The organism is Bradyrhizobium sp. CIAT3101 (genome assembly GCF_029714945.1).
Classification (GTDB): domain Bacteria; phylum Pseudomonadota; class Alphaproteobacteria; order Rhizobiales; family Xanthobacteraceae; genus Bradyrhizobium.
Genome location: NZ_CP121634.1, coordinates 6,605,193 through 6,628,647 on the forward strand (window position 1 = coordinate 6,605,193; position 23,455 = coordinate 6,628,647).

22 protein-coding genes and 1 pseudogene are annotated in these 23,455 nt (G+C 63.3%); 13 read left to right on the forward strand and 10 right to left on the reverse strand.

Annotated features, from left to right (window positions below; all coding sequences use genetic code 11):
- Positions 1-10 precede the first annotated feature (10 nt).
- Together QA645_RS31075 and QA645_RS31080 are read right to left on the reverse strand one after the other, a co-directional pair.
- Positions 11-1,321, reverse strand: a complete 1,311-nt coding sequence (locus tag QA645_RS31075) for a CmpA/NrtA family ABC transporter substrate-binding protein (protein ID WP_283045117.1) — start codon at positions 1,319-1,321, stop codon at positions 11-13.
- A gap of 345 nt (positions 1,322-1,666) precedes the next feature.
- Positions 1,667-2,584 (reverse strand): intradiol ring-cleavage dioxygenase, encoded by a 918-nt coding sequence (locus QA645_RS31080; protein ID WP_283045118.1) that lies wholly within the window; start codon positions 2,582-2,584, stop codon positions 1,667-1,669.
- 169 nt (positions 2,585-2,753) lie between these two features.
- Between QA645_RS31080 and QA645_RS31085 the strand changes: the two genes are divergently transcribed.
- On the forward strand, positions 2,754-4,028 hold the full coding sequence (locus tag QA645_RS31085) for a serine hydrolase domain-containing protein (RefSeq protein WP_283045119.1): 1,275 nt from the start codon (positions 2,754-2,756) through the stop codon (positions 4,026-4,028).
- A gap of 218 nt (positions 4,029-4,246) precedes the next feature.
- On the opposite strand, the gene QA645_RS31090 is transcribed toward QA645_RS31085, so the two are convergent.
- On the reverse strand, positions 4,247-4,480 hold the full coding sequence (locus QA645_RS31090) for a hypothetical protein (protein WP_283045120.1): 234 nt from the start codon (positions 4,478-4,480) through the stop codon (positions 4,247-4,249).
- Between the two features lie 138 nt (positions 4,481-4,618).
- Between QA645_RS31090 and QA645_RS31095 the strand changes: the two genes are divergently transcribed.
- The 3 genes from QA645_RS31095 to QA645_RS31105 all read left to right on the forward strand — a co-directional run bounded on the left by QA645_RS31095 (position 4,619) and on the right by QA645_RS31105 (position 7,922).
- A complete protein-coding gene (locus tag QA645_RS31095) occupies positions 4,619-4,963 on the forward strand; it encodes a DUF1236 domain-containing protein (protein ID WP_283045121.1) in 345 nt (114 codons plus the stop codon).
- Positions 4,964-5,305: 342 nt separating this feature from the next.
- Positions 5,306-6,763: a sensor histidine kinase gene (locus tag QA645_RS31100; protein ID WP_283053430.1), complete on the forward strand. Its 1,458-nt coding sequence runs from the start codon at positions 5,306-5,308 to the stop codon at positions 6,761-6,763.
- 16 nt (positions 6,764-6,779) lie between these two features.
- Positions 6,780-7,922, forward strand: a complete 1,143-nt coding sequence (locus QA645_RS31105) for a mandelate racemase/muconate lactonizing enzyme family protein (protein ID WP_283045122.1) — start codon at positions 6,780-6,782, stop codon at positions 7,920-7,922.
- Between the two features lie 13 nt (positions 7,923-7,935).
- Here the strand turns inward: QA645_RS31105 and QA645_RS31110 are convergent, their stop codons facing one another.
- The 3 genes from QA645_RS31110 to QA645_RS31120 are packed head-to-tail and all read right to left on the reverse strand — an operon-like array spanning position 7,936 to position 10,822.
- On the reverse strand, positions 7,936-8,400 hold the full coding sequence (locus QA645_RS31110) for a DoxX family protein (protein WP_283045123.1): 465 nt from the start codon (positions 8,398-8,400) through the stop codon (positions 7,936-7,938).
- Positions 8,401-8,427: 27 nt separating this feature from the next.
- Positions 8,428-9,786, reverse strand: coding sequence for an MFS transporter (locus QA645_RS31115; RefSeq protein ID WP_283045124.1), 1,359 nt, complete (start codon positions 9,784-9,786; stop codon positions 8,428-8,430).
- On the reverse strand, positions 9,755-10,822 hold the full coding sequence (locus tag QA645_RS31120) for an amidohydrolase family protein (protein WP_283045125.1): 1,068 nt from the start codon (positions 10,820-10,822) through the stop codon (positions 9,755-9,757). The genes QA645_RS31115 and QA645_RS31120 overlap by 32 nt, the downstream gene beginning before the upstream one ends.
- Positions 10,823-10,998: 176 nt before the next feature.
- Here QA645_RS31120 and QA645_RS31125 point away from each other — a divergent pair, with 176 nt between their 5' ends.
- Both QA645_RS31125 and QA645_RS31130 read left to right on the forward strand, forming a co-directional pair.
- Positions 10,999-11,544, forward strand: a complete 546-nt coding sequence (locus tag QA645_RS31125) for a MarR family transcriptional regulator (protein WP_283045126.1) — start codon at positions 10,999-11,001, stop codon at positions 11,542-11,544.
- Positions 11,545-11,560: 16 nt separating this feature from the next.
- The gene (locus QA645_RS31130; protein ID WP_283045127.1) at positions 11,561-12,772 is read left to right on the forward strand and encodes a 3-hydroxybenzoate 6-monooxygenase; all 1,212 of its coding nucleotides are present in this window, start codon (positions 11,561-11,563) and stop codon (positions 12,770-12,772) included.
- Between the two features lie 9 nt (positions 12,773-12,781).
- Here the strand turns inward: QA645_RS31130 and QA645_RS31135 are convergent, their stop codons facing one another.
- On the reverse strand, positions 12,782-13,513 hold the full coding sequence (locus QA645_RS31135) for a cytochrome c biogenesis protein CcdA (RefSeq protein ID WP_254129897.1): 732 nt from the start codon (positions 13,511-13,513) through the stop codon (positions 12,782-12,784).
- A gap of 208 nt (positions 13,514-13,721) precedes the next feature.
- Complete coding sequence (locus tag QA645_RS31140) at positions 13,722-13,988, reverse strand: hypothetical protein (RefSeq protein WP_027528892.1); 267 nt, start codon at positions 13,986-13,988, stop codon at positions 13,722-13,724.
- A 471-nt stretch (positions 13,989-14,459) separates the two neighbouring features.
- Between QA645_RS31140 and QA645_RS31145 the strand changes: the two genes are divergently transcribed.
- From QA645_RS31145 to QA645_RS31160, 4 genes are all read left to right on the forward strand, one after another.
- Positions 14,460-15,509, forward strand: a complete 1,050-nt coding sequence (locus QA645_RS31145; RefSeq protein ID WP_254129895.1) for a LysR family transcriptional regulator — start codon at positions 14,460-14,462, stop codon at positions 15,507-15,509.
- Positions 15,510-15,538: 29 nt separating this feature from the next.
- Entirely contained in the window at positions 15,539-15,910 is a 372-nt protein-coding gene (locus tag QA645_RS31150) for a helix-turn-helix transcriptional regulator (protein ID WP_020608151.1), read from the forward strand.
- Positions 15,911-16,274: 364 nt separating this feature from the next.
- Positions 16,275-17,624, forward strand: a complete 1,350-nt coding sequence (locus QA645_RS31155; protein WP_283045128.1) for a L,D-transpeptidase family protein — start codon at positions 16,275-16,277, stop codon at positions 17,622-17,624.
- A gap of 108 nt (positions 17,625-17,732) precedes the next feature.
- The gene (locus QA645_RS31160) at positions 17,733-18,548 is read left to right on the forward strand and encodes an enoyl-CoA hydratase (RefSeq protein WP_283045129.1); all 816 of its coding nucleotides are present in this window, start codon (positions 17,733-17,735) and stop codon (positions 18,546-18,548) included.
- A 41-nt stretch (positions 18,549-18,589) separates the two neighbouring features.
- Here the strand turns inward: QA645_RS31160 and QA645_RS31165 are convergent, their stop codons facing one another.
- Positions 18,590-20,470, reverse strand: coding sequence for a peroxidase family protein (locus QA645_RS31165; protein ID WP_254129892.1), 1,881 nt, complete (start codon positions 20,468-20,470; stop codon positions 18,590-18,592).
- 212 nt (positions 20,471-20,682) lie between these two features.
- Here QA645_RS31165 and QA645_RS31170 point away from each other — a divergent pair, with 212 nt between their 5' ends.
- The 3 genes and pseudogenes from QA645_RS31170 to QA645_RS31180 all read left to right on the forward strand — a co-directional run bounded on the left by QA645_RS31170 (position 20,683) and on the right by QA645_RS31180 (position 22,968).
- A complete protein-coding gene (locus QA645_RS31170) occupies positions 20,683-21,429 on the forward strand; it encodes an acyl carrier protein (protein ID WP_283045130.1) in 747 nt (248 codons plus the stop codon).
- A gap of 223 nt (positions 21,430-21,652) precedes the next feature.
- A pseudogene (gene fusA, locus QA645_RS31175) lies at positions 21,653-22,537 on the forward strand (elongation factor G); the annotation flags it as partial.
- A gap of 143 nt (positions 22,538-22,680) precedes the next feature.
- Positions 22,681-22,968: a hypothetical protein gene (locus QA645_RS31180; protein WP_254192576.1), complete on the forward strand. Its 288-nt coding sequence runs from the start codon at positions 22,681-22,683 to the stop codon at positions 22,966-22,968.
- An 86-nt stretch (positions 22,969-23,054) separates the two neighbouring features.
- Here QA645_RS31180 and QA645_RS31185 read toward each other — a convergent pair whose 3' ends face one another.
- Positions 23,055-23,453, reverse strand: a complete 399-nt coding sequence (locus QA645_RS31185) for an ASCH domain-containing protein (protein ID WP_283045131.1) — start codon at positions 23,451-23,453, stop codon at positions 23,055-23,057.
- Positions 23,454-23,455 lie beyond the last annotated feature (2 nt).

Here is a 23,455-nt window from a genome sequence, read left to right on the forward strand (position 1 = left end):
GCAGGCTCCATCAGACTTCGACGCGCTTGATCGCGAGCGACTTCAGATAGGCAGCCGGATTTTCGGGGTCGAACACCTTGCCGTCGAAGAAGGTCTCCTTGCCGCGCGAGGTCGACGTCGGGATGTCGGAGGCCGCGACGCCGAGCGTCTTGGCCGCATCCTTCCAGAGGTCCTCGCGATTGACCTTGGCGATCAACGCCTTGGTATCGAAGCCGGGCTCGTATTTGCCCCAGCGGATATCCTCGGTGAGGAACCAGAGGTCGTGGCTCTGGAAGGGATAGGAGGCCTGGTCCTTCCAGAAGCGCATCTGCTGCGGCGAGTTGTCGACGACGCGGCCGGTGCCGTAGTCGAACTTCCCCTTCATGCGGTCGGTGATGTCCTCGACCGGGCAGTTGATCCACTGGCGCTTGGCGCAGATCACCGCGGCTTCCTCGCGGTTCTCCATCTTCTCGGCCCATTGCTGGGCTTCCATCACCGCCATCAGCAGCGCCTTCGCCGCCTTCGGATATTTATCGACCCAGGCCGCGCGCATGCCGAACGATTTTTCGGGATGCTTGTCCCAGAGCTCGCCGGTGGTGATCGCGGTGTAACCGATCTCCTGGTGGATGAGCTGCAGATTCCAGGGCTCGCAGACGCAGAAGCAGTCCATGGTGCCAACCTTCATGTTGGCGACCATCTGCGGCGGGGGCACCACGATGGTTTCGATATCCTTGTCGGGATCGATGCCGCCGGCGGCGAGCCAGTAGCGGATCCAGAGATCATGCGTGCCGCCAGGGAAGGTCATCGCCGCCTTCACGGCCTTGCCACCGGCCTTCTTCTTGTCGAGCGCCGCCTTGAAGGGCGCGGTGTCGATTCCGACCTTGAGGTCGGCGTATTCCTTGGAGACCGAGATGCACTGACCGTTCAGGTTCAGCCGCGCCAGGATATACATCGGCGTCGGCTGGTTGTTCTGCGTCACCTTGCCGGAGGAGATCAGATACGGCATCGGGGTCAGGATATGCGCGCCGTCGATGCCGTTGCCTTCCGATCCCAGCACGAGATTGTCGCGCGTGGTGCCCCAGGACGCCTGCTTCTGCACCTCGACATCGGGCATGCCGTATTTGGCGAAGATGCCCTTCTCCTTGGCGACGAACAGCGGGGTCGCATCGGTCAGCGCGATGAAGCCGAGCTTGGCGCCCTTGACCTCGGGGCCTGCATCCTGCGCGAAGGCGCCGGCGGGGAAGTTCAGCTTGGCGGCGGCGAGAAGAGCAGCGGTTGAGCCGGTCGCCTTCAACAATTGCCGGCGGCTCAGGCCCGAGGGCTGGCGGGTGCGCTTGGTCATAGGTGGTGTCGTCCTTTGCATCGTTGCAGAATTGTCGGCGTCAGTGCGCGCGAGCGGCCCGTCCGTCCGTTGCGCCGGCTTTGGCGCATGCGGACGCGCGACGGGGAGACCCCCGTCTGGTGGCGTCAGCAAATCGGATGAGAAGTCTCGCGGGACGGCATCAATGGCGTCAGCTGGAACAATTCAAGCTTCGTGCCAAGCCAGAGAGGCAGAAAAGTCTTTTAGAATTATATGGTTAGACCGCCCGCGCCGGGTTGTCGCAGCTCCCGGCGCGCACGCCAAATTTGCGATTCGCTCAATTTTTGTGCGCCGCACATAAACTAGGCAGGCGCCTTTCGGATGATGCTAGGCCGGCTCGGCCGCCTTCGTCCCCAGCGGCTTCGGCGCGATGCCACCGCCCGGCTTGAGGTGGAATTCATAGGTCATCAGGTGCCATTGCCCGCTCGCCTTGGTGCCGTCGGGCATCTCGCGGTCGTTGCGGGGCTCAACCTTGGCGACCAGGTCGTCCTTGACCCCGAACACCACGTCGGAATCGAGATATTTGTCGCCGTCCATGAAGACGTGGGTGATCAGCGGCTCGTAGCCCTTGGCGTTGACCAGGAAGTGCACATGCGCCGGCCGCATCGGATGGCGCTTGGTCTGCACGATCATCTCGCCGACCGGGCCGTCCGTCGGGATCGGATAGCTGCACGGCAAAATCGTGCGGAAGAAGAAGCGGCCGTCAGCATCGGTGATGAAGCGCGCCCGCGCCGAGGCACCGACCTCATCATAGTTCGCCTTCTGTGAATCGTAGAAGCCGTCATCGTCGGCATGCCAGACGTCGACGGGGACATTCGCCAGCGGCTTGCCCTTGAGATCGGTGACGCGGCTCTGCACGAACATCCGTTCGCCCGTGAGATTGTTCGGCGAGATATCGGTGCCGTGGGCGGTGATCTTGTGCTCGCCGACATAGAACGGGCCGAGCACGGTGGTCTGGGTCGCACCATCGCGGTCACGGTGGTTGACCGCATCGACCAGCATGGAGACGCCGAGCACGTCGGAGAGCAGGATGAACTCCTGGCGGGTGTCGGTGCATTTCTGGCCGGTGCGGGTCAGGAAATCGATGGCGTATTCCCACTCCTCGAAGGTGAGACCGGTTTTGCTCACGTAATCGTGCAGCGACTTCACCAATTCCTGGAGCAGGAATTTCGCACGCGGGTTTGGCGTGTTGTCGAAGCTTTTGACGACGGCTTCGGTGAGTTCGGTCTCATTGAACTGGGTCATGGTGCGTTTGCCCTTGGCTTTTCTCGTTGGCCCACAAGAGATCCTCGGGGGCTCCCTGGAGGCGTTCCAGACTGGAGCCTACACCAACCGCCGGCCCAAGCGCGACCCGCTTGGAATGAGGGCGTCATTTCGGCTATCAACTTGCCGACAAAACTGCCCGGAGGAACCGATGCTCGCCCCTACCCCCGCCTCGCCCGAATCCGTGGGCATGTCCAAGGCCGCGCTCGACCGCGTCGATGCCCATCTGAAGAACCGCTATATTGACGCCGGCCGCTTCCCGGGCACGCATCTGCTGGTCTACCGCCGCGGCAAGATCGCCCACAGTTCGCTGCAGGGCCTTGCCGATGTCGAGCGCAAGGTGCCGGTCAAGGACGACACCATCTACCGCATCTATTCCATGACCAAGCCGCTCACCAGCGTCGCCTTCATGATGCTGGTCGAGGAAGGCCTGGTCGCGATCGACGAGCCCGTCGCGAAATACATTCCCGAATGGAAGAATCTCGGCGTGTTCGTCGCCGGCACTTCGCCGAACTTCCTGACCCGGCCGCCGATCCGGCCGATGCTGATCGTCGACCTCCTGCGCCACACCTCGGGGCTGACTTACGGCTTCCAGCAACGCTCCAATGTCGATGCGGCCTATCGCGCCGAGAAAATCGGCGAAGTCGAGAAGTCAGGCACGCTCCAGGGCATGATCGAGAGCCTCGCCAAAATCCCGCTGGAGTTCTCGCCGGGTGAGTCCTGGAACTACTCGGTCTCGACCGACGTGATCGGCTATCTCGTCGGCAAGATCTCAGGGATGCCCTTCGAGCAGTTCCTGAAGCAACGCATCCTCGATCCGCTCGGCATGACCGATACCGATTTTTACGTGCCAGCCTCGAAGGCGCACCGCTTCGCCGCCTGCTACAACGCCGATCCCGCCGGCGGATTCACCTTCCACGCCGGCCAGCGCCGCGAGGGCCTGACGCTCCAGGACGACCCGACCAAGAGCTCGTTCCTGTCACCGCCTTCCCTCATCTCCGGCGGCGGCGGACTGTGCTCGACGATGGCGGACTATCTCACCTTCTGCCGTGCGCTGCTGAACGGCGGCGAGCTTGGCGGCGTCCGCCTGATCGGACCGAAGACGCTGGCGCTGATGACGAGCAATCACATTCCGGGCGGACAGTCGCTGCCGGAAATGTCGCGCTCGCTGTTCTCCGAGGCAAGCTACAACGGCATCGGCTTCGGTCTCGGTTTTGCCGTGACAATGCGCCCGGCGGAGACGCTGATTGCCGGCAGCCCCGGCGAATATAATTGGGGCGGCGCCGCCACGACCTCGTTCTGGATCGACCCGGCCGAAGAGCTGATCACGATCTTCATGACGCAGGTGCTGCCGTCGAGCGCCTACCCGCTCCGCCGTGAGCTGCGCAGCATGGTCTACGCCGCGATCACCGAGAGCAATCTCTGACGTTCCTGACAACTATTCACGAAAGGTCGTCATGCCCGGGCTTGTCCCGGGCATCCACGTTCTTCGCGCAGCTAAGCCAAGGCGTGGATGGCCGGGACAAGCCCGGCCATGACGTTCGTTTTGGTTCAGTGGAAGTGGCCGATCAGATAGATGCCGCCGCCGACAACCAGCACAGCCGGCACGGCCCACAAGATCAGAACCGGCATTTGTCGTCCTCCTCAGTTTGACGAGCAGACCTTGACGGTCTTCATGCCGCTCTCGGCCTCGGTGCGCGATTTATAGATCGTGCCCGAGGGACTGACGACGGTCATCGACGTGTCCATCGGCTTCTTGTCGACGACGGTGCACTTCTTGGTCTTGACGTCCTGCACGACGTAAAACTCGTCGGCAGCGAACGCCGGCAGGGAAAACGCAGCAATCATCAATGCTGCGGTTGCGATCCTCAGCTTCATTCTCTCCTCCTCCGATTGCCGGGCTTCCGCGCCCGGTCGAAACACGAACGGGAACAACTGGCAATTTGTTCCTAAGCAGCAGGAACGCTGTCCGACGTAAGAGGTTGACGCCGCGCTTATCTCGAGGAGGAAGACAAAATGAAGAAGCTGTTCCTGCTATCTGCTGCGGCGCTGATGATCTCGACCGGCGCGTTCGCGCAATCCACCGTGGTGACCACGACCGGAACCGGTCACGCCGCGGCGATTCAAATCGAGCCGCAATACCGGACGCGGATCAAGTCCTACGTCACCGAGCATCACCTGCGGCCGGTGACGACGAAGGAGAAGATCATCGTCGGCGCGACGGTTCCAGGTGATGTCGAGCTCGAGACGGTCCCGGCCGATTGGGGGCCCTCGCTTACGCAATATCGCTACGTCTACTCCGGCGAACGCGTGATGCTGGTGGATCCCGGCACACGGACGGTCGTGCAGGAAATCGACTGAGACGTAACGGATGGGCGGCCGCCTCGACAGCGGTCGCCCTCTCGGAGTTGATCACATGACATCGCATCGAGAAGCCCGGATCGCCGGCCTCAGCCTGGCGGCCGTCTACGCCGTATGCCTGCTGCTTACGGCCATCAGCATGAGCTGACGCGTTGACGGCTGCGCTGCAAAATCCCATGCCCCAGGTCGGCACCGCCGGATGCGAAAACCATGGCGCGGCGCGGGTCCTGCCCGTATGGTTCGACAAAATCATAAATCCGGCGCCAGAGCGCCGGAACCGGGACGCCCGCGTTGTCAAAGCTCACCCTGCCGGTCCGGCTCGCTCTCCTGGTCACGGGAACGATGTTGCCGTTGATCGTTTTCGCCGTCGGCCTCGCTTATTCCAACTATCGCCAGGACCGCAGCGACGCGACACGCCGCGTGCTCGAGACGGTGCGAAGCATGCGCCTCGTGCTCGATTCCGAGGTGCAGCGGATGACGGGCGGCCTGCAGGTGCTCGCGCTCAGCGAGTCCTTGCGCAGGGGCGACTTCGAGAGTTTCCGCCGCTCCGCAGTCGGGTTCATCAACCAGTATGGCGAGGACAGCGTCCTGCTGCTGGCCGACAAGTCCGGGCAGCAGCTGTTCTCGACGCTGACGACCGACACGGCGAGCCTGCCGCCGCGCAACAACCGCGACATCGTCGAACGGGTGTTCGCGAGCAAGACGCCGCAATTTTCCGATCTGTTCACCGGCTCGTCCAAGAAGCGGCCGATCGTCACGGTCGAAGTCCCGGTGCTGCGCGACGGCGAGGTCGTCTACACGCTGTCCTTCAGCCCGCCGATCGACATCTTCCAGCATCTGGTCGAGCGGCAGCGTCCCGACGACCAATGGACCGTGTCGCTGCTGGACAGCAAGGGCGTCGTTTTCGCCCGCACTCCCAACCCGAATGAAACTTTCGGCAAGCAGGCCTCGCCGTCGCTGTACGAGGCGATGTTCCGCTCACCCGAGGCGGCTCTGTCGAGCGTGTCGCTCGATGGCGTCGCCCTCGCCTCGGCCTATACGCGCTCGCGGTTGACCGGCTGGACCGTCGCGGCCGGTGTCACCGAGAGCTCGCTGATCGCGCCGCTCTGGCGCAACATCGCGATCACCAGCCTGATCGGCGGCGTGCTGCTGCTGGTCGGCCTCACCTTTGCAGTGAGGATGGCGACCACGATCGCGCGCGGCGACATGCTACACAATCTGCTGATCGAAGAGCTCAATCACCGCGTCAAGAACACGCTGGCGCTGATGCAGGCCATCGCGGTGCAGACGTTTCGCAGCGCCAGCCGCGACGAGCGGACCAAGTTCGAGGGCCGGCTCGGCGCGCTCGCAGAAGCGCACAATCTCCTCAGCCAGGAAAAGTGGGCAGGCTCGGAGCTGAGGGACGTGATCGCCCGCGCGCTGCGGCCATTCCTGCTGGCCAATCCCGACCGCATCCGGATGGCGGGACCTGCGGTCCCCTTGTCGCCGCGGCTTGCGGTCGTGCTCTCGATGATCGTGCACGAGATCGCGACCAACGCCGCGAAATACGGCGCGCTGTCCAACGAAACCGGCCGGGTCACACTGGACTGGGAAATCATTGCCGACGCGCCGAAGCCGCGGCTTCGACTGATCTGGACCGAGATCGGTGGCCCACCGGTCACGGCGCCGGTGCAGCGCGGTTTCGGCTCGCGCCTGATCGAGCGCAGCGCGCGGGATCAACTCGGCGGCGAGGCAACGGTCGACTTTCTGCCGCGCGGCGTGGTCTGCACGGTGACATGCGCGCTGGATGAGGAGCGCTGAACGGGGGACATCGGCGATGAAGATCACAAAAATTCGCACGCACATCCTCGAGGCAAAGCTCTCGCAGCCCTTCGCTTATTCGCGTGCCTGGTACGACAGCCGCACCGCGATGCTGGTCGAGATCGAGACAGACGCCGGCCTGACCGGCTGGGGCGAGTGCTACGGGCCGGCACGGATGACGGCGGCCGTGGTCAACAGCGTGGCGCCTTGGCTGGTCGGCGAAGATCCCCTGCGCACCGACGTGCTGTGGCAGAAGATCTATGCCCGCCTGCGCGATCACGGCCAGAAGGGCGTCGTGATCCAGGGCCTGAGCGGCATCGACATCGCGCTGTGGGACATCAAGGGCAAGCATTTCGGCGTGCCCGCACATCAACTGCTCGGCGGCGCCGCGCGCAAGGAAGTGCAGGCCTATGCGACCGGGCTCTACCGGCGAAGATCGGGCGATCCGCTCAAATATCTGCCGGATGAAGCGGCCGGTTATGCCGCGGAAGGCTTCCGCGCCGTGAAGCTGAAGGTCGGCTTCGGCATCACCGAGGACGCCGCCGTGACGCGCGCCGTGCGCGAGGCAATCGGCGACGATGTCGCGCTGATGGTCGACGCCAACCACGCCTATGACGCGGTCGCCGCGATCCGGCTCGGCCGTCTGATCGAACCCCACGACATCGGATGGTTCGAGGAGCCGGTACCGCCGGAGGATGTCGCGGGCTATCGCGCCGTGAAATCCGCGCTGACAATTCCGATCGCCGGCGGCGAGTGCGAATTCACGCGCTTCGGCTTCCGCGACCTGTTTGCTTCGCACGCGCTCGACATCGCCCAGCCTGACACCTGCGCGGCCGGCGGCCTCACCGAATGCAAGAAGATCGCCGACATGAGCGAGGCGTTCGGCATCCGCTACAATCCACATGTCTGGGGCACCGGGATTGCGATCGCGGCCTCGCTGCAGCTCCTCGCCGTGTTGCCGTCGCACACGCCGACATCGCTGGCGCCGCTCGAGCCGCTGCTGGAATTCGACCGCACCGAGCATCCAATCCGGCAGGCGATCTTGAAAGAGCCGATCGAACACGCAAACGGCGTCGTTCGCGTGCCTGAGGGCCCTGGGCTCGGCATCGAGATCGACCGCGAGGCGCTGGCGCGCTTCGCGGTCGGCTCGTCGACTTAATGTCCAGTGGAGATCACGACAGTCCGGGAACACCATTGGGTCCGGACTTCATGGCGGCCTGCGCGCTATAGGCCCCCGGTCCGTAAGTCGCGATCATCGCGAGAGCCCCGAGCAGGCCGAGATTCTTCAGGAAGTTGATGGTCTGCATCACGACCTGAGCTTCCGGCGCGGCCCAGAAATTGTGGAACATCAGCGTGGCTGCGATGGTGAACGGGATCAGGATCGCCGCGGCAGGCCGCGCGAACAGGCCGAGCAGCAATGCCGCGCCGCCTCCGAGTTCAACCGTCAGTGCACCCGCGGCGAGCAACGCACCGAAGCCGTCGGCGCCACCAGGCAGCCGGCTCGCCGTCGCGGTGAATGCCATCACCTTTCCGACGCCGCTATAGAGAAACAGTGGCGCGATCGCGACGCGTGCGAACAGAAGCACCCAGCTCTCGAGCGGGCCTGCGGTATCAGCGGAACGGGTCGAAGTCGGCATGTCCTGTCTCCTGTGGTGAATATCTTGTCATTCCGCCGGCGCAACATCCGCGCGCGGCAGGCGGTTGGCCGCGGCGATGCTGAGCGATCCGATCGCCAGCGCACCGACGATCGACGCGCCGCCGATCGCCCAGAACACCGCATCCGGGCCGCCGGTGACCTGCTGCAGCAGGCCGATCACATAAGGCCCGAGGATCGCGCCCACGCGGCCGATGCCCAACTCCATCCCGACGCCGCTGGCGCGGAAGCAGGTCTCGTAGGAACCCGCGGTGAAATTGTTCAGCACATGCTGCGCGCCGATGATGCAGAAGCCGGCAATCGCGACGATGGCGAGATTGACGCCGTGACCGCTGACGAAGACGAGCGCCAGCACGGCAATGCCACCGGTGATCCACCAGGTCGCGAGGTAGCGGGGCGTCAGCGCAAAATTGCGGTCGGCCAGCATCGCAAGCGTAAGACCGCCGATGAAGGACATCGCCTGCATCAGCGCGCCGAAGCCGAAGGAAGCCGCAAAAGTCTCGCCGCGTTTCAGCATGACGGTCGGAATCCAGCCGGTGAGGCCGAAGATCGCAAACAGCGTAAGGAACGCCGTGAACCAGATGGTCAGGGAGACGCGGCGATAGCGCGGGCCCAGCAACGCACGGATCGTGCTCCCGGAAACCTCGCTGTCGACGGCTGCGAACGTCGCGTCCCGATAGATCGCCGCCCGCTCCGGTCGCAGTCGCGCAAGCAAGGCACGCAGCTCCGGGACACGCGCGCGCGAAGCCAGGAAGCGCGGGCTCTCGGGCAGAATGGCGTGGGCCACGAAAGTCAACGGGATCGACAGCGCACCGACATAATAGAGAATCTGCCAGCCATGTTGCGGCGTCAGGAACACACCGACGAGACCGGCCGCGACGCCGCCGAGCGACCAGCCCAGCGTCACGCCCCACAGCGAGAACGTGTTGCTGACGCGCTTCGGCGCGAGCTCGTTGATGAAGGTCGTCCCGAGCGGCAGCAGCACGCCGAGACCGAGCCCCGTGGCAAAGCGCAAGGCGCAATAGCTCCAGAAATCGCTGGCCAGCATCGCGGTCAGCAATGTGAAGACGTTGACGATCCACAGGCCCGCCAGCAGCGTGCCGCGCCGGCCGAAGCGATCGGCGATGCTGCCGTGGCCGATTGCACCGAACAGGAAGCCGAACAGACCCGAGCTCACCAGCAGCCCCGCCTGACTTGGCGCGAGCCCCCAGGGCTGCATGACATAGTGGATGACATAGGCCGGATTGAAGGTGTCATAGCCATCGAACAACGTGATGAGCGTGATCAGGATTCCGAGCAGCTTGTGGAATGGACCGATCGCGGCGCCGGACAGCTCCTCATGCACGTCGATTTCGGACGAGATGCTCACGGGTTGCCTCCATTGAAACTGATGATGTCTTCTGCTCTGCGGCAGATTGAATTGTCGTCTCGCCGAGCCCGAACAAGGCGCGGGCGTTGTCGCGGCCGATCTTGATGCGATCTCCTTCGGAGATCGTCGCGGTGTCGAACCAGTCGGCGGCGTCGTCGATGTTCTCGAACGGCCAGTCGGCGGAGAACAGGATGCGGTCGGCACCGATCTCGAGCATGGCGTCGATCAGCGCCTGGGTGCGGAAATTGCCCGACGTGGTGATGTAGAAATTCTCCCGGAAATAGTCGGCGATCTTGCGCTGCGCCGGATAGGCGTTCTGGGTCCGCATCCACTTGTTGTGATTGTCGACCCGCCACATCGAGTAAGGCAGCCCCTCGCCCATGTGACCGAGGATGATCTGCAGGTTCGGATAGGCGTCGAACAGGCCGGAGCCCATCAGGCGCAAGGCATGCACCGCGGTTTCCTGACCGAACGCCCAGGTCGGCCCCAACAGCCAGCGATGTCCCTCGTAGATCGCCGCGTCCTTCGCCAGGGGGTTGCGCGGGTGCAGATAAAAGGGAACGCCGAGGCGCTCGGCTTCCGCCCAGAACGGCCAGAACTCCTTGCGATCGTAATAGATCGCGTGATCGGTGCCCGCGAGCTCGCTGAAGCCGTTGACCAGCGCGCCACGAAAGCCGAGCGTGCTGACGCAGCGGTCGAGCTCGCGCGCGGCGCCTTCCGGATCCTGCATCGGAAGCGCCGCAAGTCCCTGAAAGCGGTCCGGCCGCCTTGCGACTTGCTCGGCGAGAAAGTCGTTGGCTCGGCGCGACAGGTCCAGAGCACGATTGCGGTCCGGAATCGCCTGCACGGCCGGTGCGTTCAGCGACAGCAGCATCAGCTCGATGCCGTGAGCGTCCATCTCGGCGAGACGCCGCTCGTGGATGTCGAGCAGCCGCGCCTTGAGCTCGATCCAGTCCTGGGCCGGCGCGAAGCCCGCGCTGTCCTGGACGGTGTCCTCCATCGCGAAATGCTCTTCGAGCGCGATCTTGCCCTGCATGACGTCGTTCCTTCGGCTTGCTTTCGGCGTTGACAATGCAAAGCACCTGATCCAAATACTTGTCAATGAGAAAGTTGCATTTGCAAATGATTGAAATGCAAATATTGCACATGCGAAGGTTGGCGCTTAATCCGGGCGGAGCTCTCCTGCCAGGACCCAAGCCCGGACCTAAACTCATGTATCGATTTTCGAATTCGCTTCCCTATCTGCTCGCCCGGCTGGGCGTCCGCATGGGCGATCTGTTCACGCGTGTGATACGTCACGAGAAGTTGACGCTGCCGATGTACCGTGTGCTGGCCGCGCTGTCGGAGCAGGGCCATCCGTTGCGCCTCGGCGAGATCGCCGAGCTCACGTCGGCCGACGTATCCACGCTGTCGCGCATCGTCGCGGAGATGAGCCGCACGGGCCTGTTGACGCGCGACCGACCGGAGAATGACCAGCGCAGCCTTCAAGTCGCATTGACGCCCAAGGGCGCAGAGCTCGCCGGACGGCTGATGCCGCTCGCCGCCTATTATGAAGAGGTCGTCACCGGCAGCATGTCCGCCAAGGAGGCGGCCGAGCTCAAGCGCGTGCTGGTCGATCTCTATCACAACATCGATCGGCTCGAGCAGGAAGTCGAAGCCGGTTTGATCAGCGTCGCGCCGCCGGCCAAGTCGAAAGACGAGCGCGCCGAGACACGCGGCAAGGTGAACCTGCCGCGCGGAAAGACATCAAGGAAATAGAGAAACAGGAGAGGACATGCGACAGGATCCCATCATCATCGCGGGCGGCGGCATCGGCGGACTTGCAGCCGCAATCGCGCTGGCGCAAAAGGGTTTCCCGGTCACGGTCCTCGAGCGCGCATCGCGCTATCAGGAGATCGGCGCCGGCATTCAGCTCGGTCCCAATGCATTTCACGCCTTCGATCGTCTTGCGCTCGGTGATGCCGCGCGCGCGATTGCCGTTTTCATCGATCAGCTCCGCCTGATGGACGCGATCTCGGCGGAGGAGATCACCAATATCGATCTGACCAGCTATTTTCGCCGGCGCTTCGGCAATCCCTATGCCGTGGTCCACCGCGGCGATTTGCACGGCATCTTCGTCCGTGCCTGCGAGGCGGATGCGAACATCACACTGCGAACCGACTGCGATGTGGTCGGCTACGAGCAGATTGGCACACGCGCCACGGCCCTGCTCAAGTCCGGTGAGCGCATCTCGGGATGCCTGCTGATCGGCGCCGACGGGCTGCGTTCCCGCATTCGCCAGCAGATGGTCGGCGACGGCGCGCCGCGGATCGCCGGCCACACCACTTATCGCTCGGTGATCCCGACCGAAGAGATGCCGGAGGACCTGCGCTGGAACGCCGCGACGCTGTGGGCCGGCGCCAAATGCCACCTCGTGCACTACCCGCTGTCAGGCTGGAAGGTATTTAATCTTGCAATCACCTGCCACAACGATCCGGCGGAGGCGTTCGCGGCCAGACCCGTGACCCATGACGAGGTGCTCGAAGGTTTTCGCGACGTGCATCCCCGCGCCAAGGCGATTATCCATCACGGCAAGGACTGGAAGGCCTGGGTGACCTGCGATCGCGATCCGACCGATCGCTGGATCGACCGGCGCGTCGTGCTGCTCGGCGACGCCGCGCATCCGATGCTGCAATATTTCGCGCAAGGCGCCTGCATGGCGCTGGAGGATGCCGTCGCTCTCGCCGACGAACTCGATGCCGCCGAAGGCGACCCCGCCCACGCGCTCGAGCGATACAGGAATGCGCGACTGCTGCGCACCGCACGCGTCCAGCTTGGGGCGCGCGAGCTCGGCGACCACGTCTATCATCCCTCGGGCGTCCATGCGCTGCTGCGCAATCAGCTCATGCGCGAGACCAGCCTTGAGCGCTTCTGCGAGAACCTCGCCTGGCTCTATCAGGATCCGTTCGCGGAACGGCCGTCGGACGTGACAAGAAAGATCGCGTAGCCCTCGGCGCTACCCGATCGTCTGCAGCGCCGGAAATGTCTCCAGCAACCAGATGCTCACATTGGAGACCGCGCCGGTGAGGAAGCCGATTCCGGTGATGACCATCAACACGCCCATGGCACGCTCGACATTGACGAGCTGGCCCTTCATGCGCGCGAACAGTTTCGAGAACTGCTCGATCATCAGCGCCGCGATCAGGAAGGGAATGCCGAGACCGGCCGAGTAGACCGCCAGCAGCCCTGCGCCCTTCGTCACGGTCGCCTCGGCCGCGGCAATCGAGAGGATCGCGGCGAGGATCGGGCCGATACAGGGCGTCCAGCCGAACGCGAAGGCGAGCCCCATCACATAAGCGCCCCAGAGGCCGACAGGCCTGGGCGCGGTCAGGCGCCCCTCGCGCATCAACAGGCCGATCCGCGTCAGCCCGAGGAAATGCAGGCCCATGATGATGATGACGATGCCGGCCAGGATCGACAGCTCCGCCGACCAGGCGCGGATCAGCCCACCGATCAGCGAGGCACTGGCACCGAGCGCCACGAACACCGTGGAGAAGCCGAGCACGAACAGCAGCGCCGCCATCATGATCGCGCGCTTGGAGGCCCTGTCAGGCTCGCCGCTCTCGACATGCTCGATCGTGGCGCCGGTGAGATAGATCAGATAGGGCGGAACCAGAGGCAGGACGCAAGGCGAGAGGAAACTGACAAGGCCGGCAATCAGCGCGGCCGTAATCGAAACATTTTGCATGATGCAGTCGGAGCCATCCCGGGCCCTCGGGCAGCGCGCGGGAAATGCGCACACAACCGGAGCCGAACCGGCTCTGGTGTAGCCGATGCCGGGGAATGCGCAACAGAGGCGCGATCAAACCAGGGCTCCTCCCGATGCCGTCTGCGATCACAGATGCGGCATCGGGACGCGCACAAACCTCGCCAAAAAGCGAGATTCGGCGGCGCGGCTACTTCACCACGCGGAGCAGCGGACGCCGGGGCTGGTCCTGCGTCTGCTTGGAGGGGGGCAGCGGTTCGCTGGCAGCGCTCCGCAGCATTTCGTCGCACAGCGCCTTGAGGTCGGCACTGTCAATTCCTTTGAGCTTCATCCTGACATCGAGGATGACGATCGAGAGCAGCTCAGCCGACTCACGGCTGTTGCTCTCATTGAGAACCTTGCGGCACTCCTCGAGCGTCTCGAGCACCGACTGCAACTGTTCGTCTGAATGCGACACGGCGTTCTTTCCGTTAGTTCGGGCTACGAGACGTGCTTGAAACGATCCCCTTCGCCCCCAAAGCGAGCCGAGGATAACATGGGGAGTCCGCGCCCTCGAAGATGATTTCAATGTGTTTCTGCGCCGAAACCACTGTTCCAGACGGCATCGCCAGGCGACGCAGGTCGGAGCGATCAAAGCTGAAACGTTTGGGCCTGCGCGATCGATCCATCCCGCGAGCGCACGCGGCATTTCGCACGCTACCCTCCGGTCCACATGGACCCGGCAATCCCGCAGCCACGGTAAGGCTCGCAACGGAACGCACGACTAACCCCTCTTCCGGGCAACAATTTGCCCGATTCCCAGACCTAAGCACACTAAAATACCACCTCGGGCGCGGTAAGTATGGCGTTCAAAACTCACCAATCCCCAACCCGTCGTGGTTGTGGTTTGCGCTAGATTCTGCCAGTTTAGCGACCCGAAAGGACTTGTATGCACTCCTTGGCGGAAAGGGGCGTTCCACTGGAGGAACGCCTAAAGACAAATATCAGCGGCCTCTCCGATTGGGATGCGGCCCGCATTTTCCTGGAAGTCGTTCGATGCGGCAGTTTCCGCTCGGCGGCCGAACGGTTGTCTTTGTCGATCAACGCCGTCCGCCGCCGGATCGATGATTTCGAGCGCCAGACCGGCACCACCCTGTTCACCCGCGACGTCCACGGCACCCATCTCACCGACGAAGGTGCGCTGGTGGTTTCCGCCGTGGAGCGCATGGAGGCGGCCGCCTTCGACGTGCTGCGTACCAGCGACTCGACCGCCAACGCCCTCACCGGCGAGGTCCGCGTCGCCGTCACCGAGGGACTGGGCACGTTCTGGCTCGCCCCGCGGCTGGTCGAATTCCAGCAGGCCTATCCGAAGATCATCGTCGATCTGCATTGCGCGATGCGCTCGGCCGACGTCTCCCGCCACGAGGCCGACGTGGCCATCCATCTGTCGCGGCCGTCGGCACTCGACGTCAAGCTGGTGCGGCTCGGCCGCATGCATCTGATGTTCTGGGCTTCGGAAAAATACCTCGAGAAATACGGCACGCCGCGCTCGGCCCTCGAATTGATCAAGCACCGCCTGGTGCTGCAATTCGCCGACCAGCTCGCCGCCAAGGAAACCTTTGAGAGCTTCTTCCCGGGCATTCCGGAACGTGACCTTCTGGTCATGAAGACCAACGTCTCAAGCGCCAACTACTGGGCCGTCGCGAATGGCGCCGGCATCGGCGTATTCCCGAGCTATGCCATTGCGCTGGGCGGGAAGTTGATTCCACTGGAGGTCGAGTTGAACCGACCGCTGGATATCTGGTTGTCCTACCACCCTGGTAGCGGCCGGATTCCCCGCGTGCGGCACATGATTGACTGGCTGATCGAAGCTTTCAATCCAGCTCGCTTCCCGTGGTTTAAGGAAGAATTCGTGCACCCGCATGAATTCAAGGACTCGTATATGGGCGAACCCCTGACCCAGCTCTTCGGGGGATTTTCAACCGAAGAACAAAGGTGAAAAATAAAATGAAAGCAGCGGCGAAGAGAATGAAGCAGCGCAGTGCCGGCAAGCCGGACATCGAGCTTGGCAAGCGGATTCGCTTGCGGCGCGTCGAGATGAAGATCTCGCAGGCCGAGCTCGGTGAAAAGCTCGGCGTGAGCTTCCAGCAGGTCCAGAAGTACGAGAAGGGCGTCAATCGCGTCGGCGCGGCTCGGCTGCAGCAGATCGCCTCCGCCCTCGATGTGCCCGTGACCTTCTTCTATGACGGCGACAACAAGGCCCGCGAAGTCGAAAGCCTCCTGTTCCTGGACTCGGCTTTCAGCCTCCGCCTGCTGCGCGCCTACAGCAAGATCAAGGATCAGACGGTGCAGCGTCAGCTCGTCTCGCTGATGGAATCGATCGCAGCCAACGAGAGCTGAGCCGGTCGACGGTCTGGCCTTCAGGCCAATGTTCAATCCGCCGCGTCGCGGGGGCGCGGCTGGATTGGGCGGGGCCCGATTGGCAGGATGAGACCTGACTTGCAGGATAAGGGCTAGCGCGCCCTACGCGCGCGGCCTTCGGTTTTTGGGGCGGCCTAGCCGCCCTCTTTTTTTGGCATTCGTCGCCGGTAACGCGAACCCGCCCCAACCTTGTTGCGACCTAATCGAGAGCCGCCGCGTGGACCGCGGAGGCCTCGATGCGCTTAATGGGACCGCAACCCTGATGCCCTAGCTTCCCGCCGATTTCGCGAATCGGCGCACGCAGCAAGCGGCCGGGAATTGCCTCATGGGGAAAACCAGACAGATGTCGAAACGCCATGCCGTGATCATTGCCATGGGCCTCCTCGCCAGTGCCTCCGCGCTCGCGCAGACCGAGACCACGGGCCAGGCCGGGTCCAAGCCCGCCGTCCCGTCCGGCACGGTGCCCGCAGCCGCCAACCCGGCTCACGCCGCGGCCCCCAAAGCCGCCACTGCGGCACCGGCTTCGACCGCCGAGAGCCGCTCGGCCGCAGCGCTCGCGCTGACGCATGAGCCGACCTATGACGAGGGCAGCGCCCAACGGATCAAGGATGCGGCGCTGAGCTATTCCGATCTCGCGGTGCGCGGCGGCTGGCCGACGATTCCCGCGGACGCCAAGTTCGCGCTCGGCGTACAAGGCGCCAACGACGACCTCCTGCGCAAGCGGCTGATCCTCTCGGGCGATCTCGCCGCGGAGAAGGCGAGCGGCGCTTTCGACCAGGATCTCGCCGACGGTGTGAAGCGCTTCCAGGCCCGCCACGGCCTTGCGCCGACGGGCACGATGACGCCGCGCACGCTCGCGGCGATGAACGTCACCGTGCAAAAGCGCATCAAGCAACTCGAGGCGTCGCTCGAGCGGCTCGAGAACACCAATTTCAGCTTCGGCCCGCGCTATGTCGTGGTCAACATCCCCGCCGCCTTTGCCGAGGCGGTCGAGAACGACGTCGTGGTGCGGCGCTATCGCGTCATCGTCGGCAAGACCGAAAAACCTTCGCCGACGCTGACGGCCCAGATCACCGCCGTGGTGCTGAACCCGACCTGGACCGTGCCCTCCTCCATCGCCAAGACCGAGATCTCCGCGCATATGCGCAAGGACCCGACCTATCTGTCGCGCATGCACATGGAGGTGCTCGACGGGCACGACAATCCGATCGACCCGCATTCGGTCGACTGGTCGGGTACGCATACGCCGAACTTCACCGTGCGCCAGCAGAACGGCACGTTCAACGCGCTCGGCTCGGTGAAGATCGACATGCCGAACTCCTATTCGGTCTACATGCACGACACCAACCAGCGTAATCTGTTCAGCGACGATTACCGCTTCGATTCCCACGGCTGCTCCCGCGTCGACAATGTGCGCGATCTCGCCGCCTGGCTGCTCAAGGACCAGCCGAAGTGGAGCCGTGCCGCGATCGACACCGAGATCGCGACCGGGCAGCATCAGGAGGTCGCCATGGCCAGGAAGGTGCCCGTGGCCTGGATCTACCTGACGGCGTGGATGACCAAGGACCAGACCATCCAGTTCCGCAACGACGTCTATAATCAGGACGAGCAGTTGCTGGAGGCGACCGCCGAAGAAGCCGCCTTCTTCAGCAATGCCGGCAGCCATCCGCTGACCGCGCATATGGCGCAGTAGGCATGCAATCGCGGCACGGGCGGATGCAAGGCTGCATCCCCCGCCGCGGTTGACCGGAGCCTTCGCCCGGTCGCACATTGCGCTCGCCAAACGACAAGCGAGCGCGCGATGCCAGATCTATCCCAGGAAACTCCCTACGCCGACGGCAAGATCCTCAAGCAGGTCACCGACGGCGTCGGCGTGATCACCTTCAATAATCCCGACAAGCGCAACGCGATGTCGCTGGAGATGTGGGAGGGATTCGGCGAGGCGCTGACCGCCTTGCGCGACGACGAGACGGTGCGCGTCGTGATCATGCGCGGTGCCGGCGGCAAGGCGTTCGTCTCGGGCGCCGACATCAGCCAGTTCGAGAAGACCCGCCACAACGCGGCCGCCTCCGAACAGTACGGCAAGCGCAGCGCCGCCCAGCGCGCGCTGCTCGCCGATTACCCGAAGCCGACGATTGCCTGCATCCAGGGCTTCTGCCTCGGCGGCGGCATGCAGGTCGCAATGCTCGCCGACATCCGCATCGCAGCACATGACAGCCAGTTCGGCATCCCCGCCGCGAAGCTCGGCATCGCCTATGGCTATGACGGCCTGCGGCACCTGGTGTCGCTGGTCGGCCCGTCCTGGGCGCGGCTCTTGATGTACACGGGCATGCGCATTGATTCCACCGAAGCGCTGCGCATCGGCCTCGTCGAGCGCTTGATTCCGGACGATCAACTCTGGGGCGAGACCATGGCGATTGCCGAGACGATCTCGCACAACGCGCCGCTCGCGATCAAGGCCGCCAAGGTCACCATCGCAGAAGTGCTGAAGGACGAAAGCCAGCGCGACATGGACGCGATCAAGGCTGTCGGCACGGCCTGCATGGACTCCGCGGATTTCCGCGAAGGCCGGCAGGCCTTCATGGACAAGCGCAAGCCGCAGTTTTCGGGGAAGTAATCTGCCGCGTCGCTCGCTTTGAGCGACGCGGCATTTTGGACTCAGGCCCAATCGTGATGGTGCAATTCGTTGGGGTTCACGCCGAGCAGGTCGATCGTTTCGTTGCGGAGATGCAAAAGGGTTCCGCCGTGATGATCGGAGGATACTCTGACGGCAGCAAAGCCACCGTTCTGCAGCAGTTGCAGCTTATCGACCTTGGGATCGTAGTCGGTGATGACCGCCGTGTTGTGTTGTCCCGTGAGGTTGCCAAGATCGAAAACAAACGTGTCGGCGCCGGCGCCGCCGGTCATCGTCATGTGACCACTTGCCGCCACCAAGGTGTCGTCCAGGCTACCGCCGGTCAGCGTGTCCTTGCCTGGAGATCCCACCACCAGCTGAGCCTGACCGCTCACGGCGTTCGCTCCGGTCGGATCAACCCCACCAAGCGTGCCGGAATGTCGCTCGGTTGATACGAACGCATCCGCCTGCATGGCGGTCGTACCTGTCGTATCGCGTTCGATAATGTCCGAGAGTGTGGTCGACTTGATGTCCTGCAGGGTTTGCCGATCGAAACCCTGGTTCTCGAAATACAGCCGGTCCCCATCGCGCAACGCCGTAAACTGGTCAGCGATGATCCTGCCAAAGGTCTGACCGATGGCCGCTCCCGCCGTATGATCCTCCGCCAGCCCGCCCGTCCACAGGTCTACGGCATCGACCGAGCCATAAGCCTGCTTCAACGCCGAAGCCGTGGCCGCATCCGAGGTGATCTGGTCGAAGCTCTTGTAGGGAGCAAGTCCCAACGCCTCCCGCGTCTGGTTCAGTGTCCCGAGACCCAGATCGTGCGCACGTTGGATGTTGGTCGCGGCCAGATCGATTGCATCCGGAGGATCACTCAGGAAACTGCGGAGCTCCTCAACGATATGAGTATCGAGCGGTTGCGCGGTATCGCTGGCAAGATGCCGCAACAGTCCATCGGCGCCGCCATTGGCAATGAACGCCGCCGGCGCTTCGAAGAAGGTGTCCGCCAGCGATTGTTCGGCTGTGGTCGCGCCCAGATTGCTGATGCCATTGATGTCGGCCGACACGATGGAGTGACCGAAACGATAGGCCGCTCCTTCAAATTCCTCGGTGATGCGGGCGTTAACGTTGGGATCATAGCCGTGATAGGCCGGAATCGCATTCTTTCCCAGCAAATGCGGCAGGAACTCATTATAGGTGATGTTGACCATTTCCGCGGTCGTGATCGCCCTGGCCATCTCGTACAATTGGTCGCCGCTCCAGCCCGGATGCTCCTGCTGCAATTGATCGACCTGGTAATTGTGTTCGCGAACGAACAAGGTCTGCAGCGCCGTCAGATCGGGATTCTCCTGCGCCCGCACATCCCCTGCCGCAAAGGCGGGTCCCTGCGCGGTCATGACGATCGGCAGATTGTCCCCGGCCGACACCTTCATGTGACCATCCGCGGTGCGCAGGCTGGCCGCGGTGACGGGGTCGGAGCCATACACCTGGGAGCCATCGAGCCAGCCGGTCACTGTGTTGATGGCAGTTGCGGGATGTCCGGGCACGCCGGTCGCCGGATCGATCGCCACCCGCGTCACGGGAATCACGGTGCCTTGAGGCAGCGTGTCGCCCGCCGGAACGGGAATCGAAATATCCGCCGTGTTGACCCCGCTCTTTTCCAGATCGAGGTCATGATCCACAAACTGACCCCATGCATACATCATCCCGGACAGCGCGACGCCGTTGACCTCAAGATGGGTGTCCGGCGCGTTCGCCACCACGATGTTGCTGATCTCGCGCGGGTTCGGACCAGGCTGCATGGCGTCAAAGCCATCGGCGAAATTCGCCGGCCCCACGCGTGCAAAGTCCGTGTTGGCCTGATTGAGGGCCGGGTCCGCAAGGTTGTTGTCTGAACCGTCGATGGTGCGGAAATGGAGCGCCATGGTTTCCCTCCGTACAGAGTAGACCCAGCTCCTGCCTCATTGACCGCTCTCGAAACGGCGCTTTGATGATTCATTGTGACGCTCGTGCGGTCGTTGAGCGACGATGTGGAAGCATTTTTGGGGTCGCTGAAGCGAGCGGGACCGGAACAATGGGCTCTGGCGCGCGGTCGCGGCAATGCTACAATCAGTGCAACCCGTCGGTTGGACGCAACATGAAAAACACGCTGAACTTCGTCGGCGATGGTGACGATGTGGACGTCATCTTCGACGTCGAACGAACCTTTGGGATCAAGCTGACCGACGCGGAAGCGGAGCAGACACGCACCGTCGGCCAGCTTTACGATCTGATCGAATTGAAGCGTCCGAATGCCGGCACCAGGACGCAAGCGTGCCTGTCTCAAATGGCATTCTACCGCCTGCGCCGCGCACTTAAGATCATGGGAATTGCGGGCGAGATCACGCCCCAAACACCCATTTCAATTCTTGAGCAAATCGAGCCTCGTTCGATAGCTCCGAAATGGCGCCGGCTTGCGCAGAATTCAGGCCTTGATCTTCCAAGTCTGGAAACCTCTTTCCAGTGTTCGGAGCGCGTCGTTCGTTGGCGGGCCCTTTTTGTGTGGGGAACGCTCATGTGCCTATGGATGGCCTTTGGAATCCCATGGGACTATCGGCTTTTCATGCTCATGGCGGGCGCACTCTGCCTCGACATTGGCCTTGGCTGCCTGGGGTGGCTGATCTTCCGGACCATTCCGCGTCGCATTCTCACGATCGGCGAATTGGCGCGAGAAGCGGCTGGCGTCAGCTTTGCGAAACTGATCATCGAGAACAACGAAAGCGCGCCGTCTGACCGGTGGTTTGCGCTAACGGCGATCTTGCGAGCGATTACGGGGCACACGGTTGCAATTACGCGTCAGACGACGTTCTTTGCGAAGCACGCGACCCACGACTTAGCGCTCTGAAACCGGCCTGCTTGGGGTTTGATGTTCGCCAATGACCGGCTTGCCCATGGAATCTTTCATTATCCAGCGCCTTCAAGAAGGCGGCTGGCGCGTCATTCACCGGCGGGCTGATCTCACCGATCTGCCGATCGCCGACTTTGTTTCGTTCCGCGAAGCTCAGGAATGGATGAACTGGAAGTCCGGCAGTCCCAGAATCAATCCGTATGTCACGGCGAACGAAATGTTCTCGCAGCCGCGGCTGGTCGAGATCGCAATCGAGCCGCAGTCGAAGGCCGATGCGGAGAAGCTCGGCATTGCGCTGGCAAAGATCGCGGCCGAAGACCCTGCTTTCGACATGTCGATCGATCACGAGTCGGGACAGATCATCCTGAAGGGCGTGAGCGAATTCCATCTCGACGCCAAGCTCGAAACCCTCAGGCGCACCTACGACGTCGGTCTCAGAGTTGGGGCGCCGCAGGTGGCGTTCCGTGAGCGCATCACTCGGCCGGCCGAGGTGGAATTTACCTACAGGAAGCAGTCCGGCGGTTCGGGCCGGTTCGCGGCCGTCAAGCTGCGCGTCGCGCCGAACGGGCCCGGCCAGGGCTATCGGTTCGAGTCCAGGATCGCCGGCGGCGCGGTGCCGAAAGAATACATTCCCGGTATCGAGAACGGGATCGCGAGCGTGCTTCCCTCGGGCGTGGTCGCCGGCGCTCCGGTGGTCGACATCGTAGTCGAGCTGATCGACGGCAAGTATCATGACGTCGACTCCTCGGCACAGACCTTCGAGATCGCCGCACGTGCCGCATTCCGCGAGGCACTCCAAAAGGCGGAGTCGGTGCTGCTCGAGCCGATCATGAAGATGGAGGTCGTGACACCGGAGGACTGTGTGGGGCTCGTTATCGGAGACTTGAATTTGCGGCGCGGGCAGATCCAGGGGCAAGAGATGCGTGGCGGCGCCACCGCCATCAAAGCGATGGTGCCGCTCATGAACATGTTCGGTTACGCGAAGGACCTGCGCTCGATGAGCCAGGGGCGCGCGACCTTCACAATGGAATTCGATCATTATGCCCCGGCACCATCGCCCGAGCATGACCCGCCATTTCGGCCTGCGATGGGGATGCGTGCTTGAACAACGCCCCACAGACCAGGATCGCGACGACGTCGTTCCTCTGAACACTTGTTCACCAAGATTAAATTCCTCACGGCCCTGCGCTGCGATAGCAACCAATTGATCCGCCGCAAGTTCTCCCGCCACCAACGAGGGAGATCGCGATGAGACTCAAACTTGCTGTTCTTGGCCTGGTTGCCCTTGGCAGTGCTGCGCTGGCGTCGGGACAAGCGCTCGCGGCGATGCCGAACGGCATTCCGCAGGCCGATCAAGTCGCCGGCGGACCGGCCGCGCATGTCGACCAGGTGCGGATGGTCTGCAACGCCTGGGGCCGCTGCTGGTGGCGCCCGAACTATTACGGCGCCTACGGCTATTACGGCGGCCCGCGCCGCTTCTACGGTTACGGCCCGCGTCCGTGGGGCGGTGGCTATCGCCACTGGCACCGCTGGTAGATGACGAAGGGGCCGCGAGGCCCCTTTTTCCTGGAAGACGTCGTATTCCTGGAAGACGTCGTATTCCTGGAAGACGTCGTACGCGATCAATCGCCGAAAACCTCGATCAGGCGGAAGCGCTCGCACATGAGCATCATGTCTTCGCTGAACCGTCCGAGCCGGCCGAAATAGGTGCGATGGGCGTTGCGCCAATAGGCGAGGCTGCGATCGCCCTCGCCCTCATCGTAGGCAAAGGCCGCGTCGACGTCATTGAAGCGCCGGTAGGCGATCTCGACGGATTCGATGACGCAGCGCGGCTCTCCCCGCCCGTCGAGCACGACCCAGCGCTCACCGGGCGTCGACGTGTTGGGCTCGTCTTCCGTGCTGCAGGTCGCCGTCTTGATGCCCTTGACGACGAGTTCGAGCAGTTCATCGGCAAGCGCCGGACTGTCGCCGAAGGCAAACGTCCGGAGATCTCGATATCGTTCGGGCACCGGCTTGTTCATGG

What these genes read in the sequence shown, in the direction of transcription:
- QA645_RS31100 (WP_283053430.1), top strand. Translation starts at nt 5,306, where the DNA reads ATGTTGCCGTTGATCGTTTTCGCCGTCGGCCTCGCTTATTCCAACTAT.
- QA645_RS31080 (WP_283045118.1), bottom strand. Translation starts at nt 2,584, where the DNA reads ATGACCCAGTTCAATGAGACCGAACTCACCGAAGCCGTCGTCAAAAGC.
- QA645_RS31135 (WP_254129897.1), bottom strand. Translation starts at nt 13,513, where the DNA reads ATGCAAAATGTTTCGATTACGGCCGCGCTGATTGCCGGCCTTGTCAGT.
- QA645_RS31180 (WP_254192576.1), top strand. Translation starts at nt 22,681, where the DNA reads ATGAGACTCAAACTTGCTGTTCTTGGCCTGGTTGCCCTTGGCAGTGCT.
- QA645_RS31075 (WP_283045117.1), bottom strand. Translation starts at nt 1,321, where the DNA reads ATGACCAAGCGCACCCGCCAGCCCTCGGGCCTGAGCCGCCGGCAATTG.
- QA645_RS31145 (WP_254129895.1), top strand. Translation starts at nt 14,460, where the DNA reads ATGCACTCCTTGGCGGAAAGGGGCGTTCCACTGGAGGAACGCCTAAAG.
- QA645_RS31130 (WP_283045127.1), top strand. Translation starts at nt 11,561, where the DNA reads ATGCGACAGGATCCCATCATCATCGCGGGCGGCGGCATCGGCGGACTT.
- QA645_RS31105 (WP_283045122.1), top strand. Translation starts at nt 6,780, where the DNA reads ATGAAGATCACAAAAATTCGCACGCACATCCTCGAGGCAAAGCTCTCG.
- QA645_RS31170 (WP_283045130.1), top strand. Translation starts at nt 20,683, where the DNA reads ATGAAAAACACGCTGAACTTCGTCGGCGATGGTGACGATGTGGACGTC.
- QA645_RS31095 (WP_283045121.1), top strand. Translation starts at nt 4,619, where the DNA reads ATGAAGAAGCTGTTCCTGCTATCTGCTGCGGCGCTGATGATCTCGACC.
- QA645_RS31120 (WP_283045125.1), bottom strand. Translation starts at nt 10,822, where the DNA reads ATGCAGGGCAAGATCGCGCTCGAAGAGCATTTCGCGATGGAGGACACC.
- QA645_RS31160 (WP_283045129.1), top strand. Translation starts at nt 17,733, where the DNA reads ATGCCAGATCTATCCCAGGAAACTCCCTACGCCGACGGCAAGATCCTC.
- QA645_RS31165 (WP_254129892.1), bottom strand. Translation starts at nt 20,470, where the DNA reads ATGGCGCTCCATTTCCGCACCATCGACGGTTCAGACAACAACCTTGCG.
- QA645_RS31125 (WP_283045126.1), top strand. Translation starts at nt 10,999, where the DNA reads ATGTATCGATTTTCGAATTCGCTTCCCTATCTGCTCGCCCGGCTGGGC.
- QA645_RS31085 (WP_283045119.1), top strand. Translation starts at nt 2,754, where the DNA reads ATGCTCGCCCCTACCCCCGCCTCGCCCGAATCCGTGGGCATGTCCAAG.
- QA645_RS31150 (WP_020608151.1), top strand. Translation starts at nt 15,539, where the DNA reads ATGAAGCAGCGCAGTGCCGGCAAGCCGGACATCGAGCTTGGCAAGCGG.
- QA645_RS31110 (WP_283045123.1), bottom strand. Translation starts at nt 8,400, where the DNA reads ATGCCGACTTCGACCCGTTCCGCTGATACCGCAGGCCCGCTCGAGAGC.
- QA645_RS31090 (WP_283045120.1), bottom strand. Translation starts at nt 4,480, where the DNA reads ATGAAGCTGAGGATCGCAACCGCAGCATTGATGATTGCTGCGTTTTCC.
- QA645_RS31155 (WP_283045128.1), top strand. Translation starts at nt 16,275, where the DNA reads ATGTCGAAACGCCATGCCGTGATCATTGCCATGGGCCTCCTCGCCAGT.
- QA645_RS31185 (WP_283045131.1), bottom strand. Translation starts at nt 23,453, where the DNA reads ATGAACAAGCCGGTGCCCGAACGATATCGAGATCTCCGGACGTTTGCC.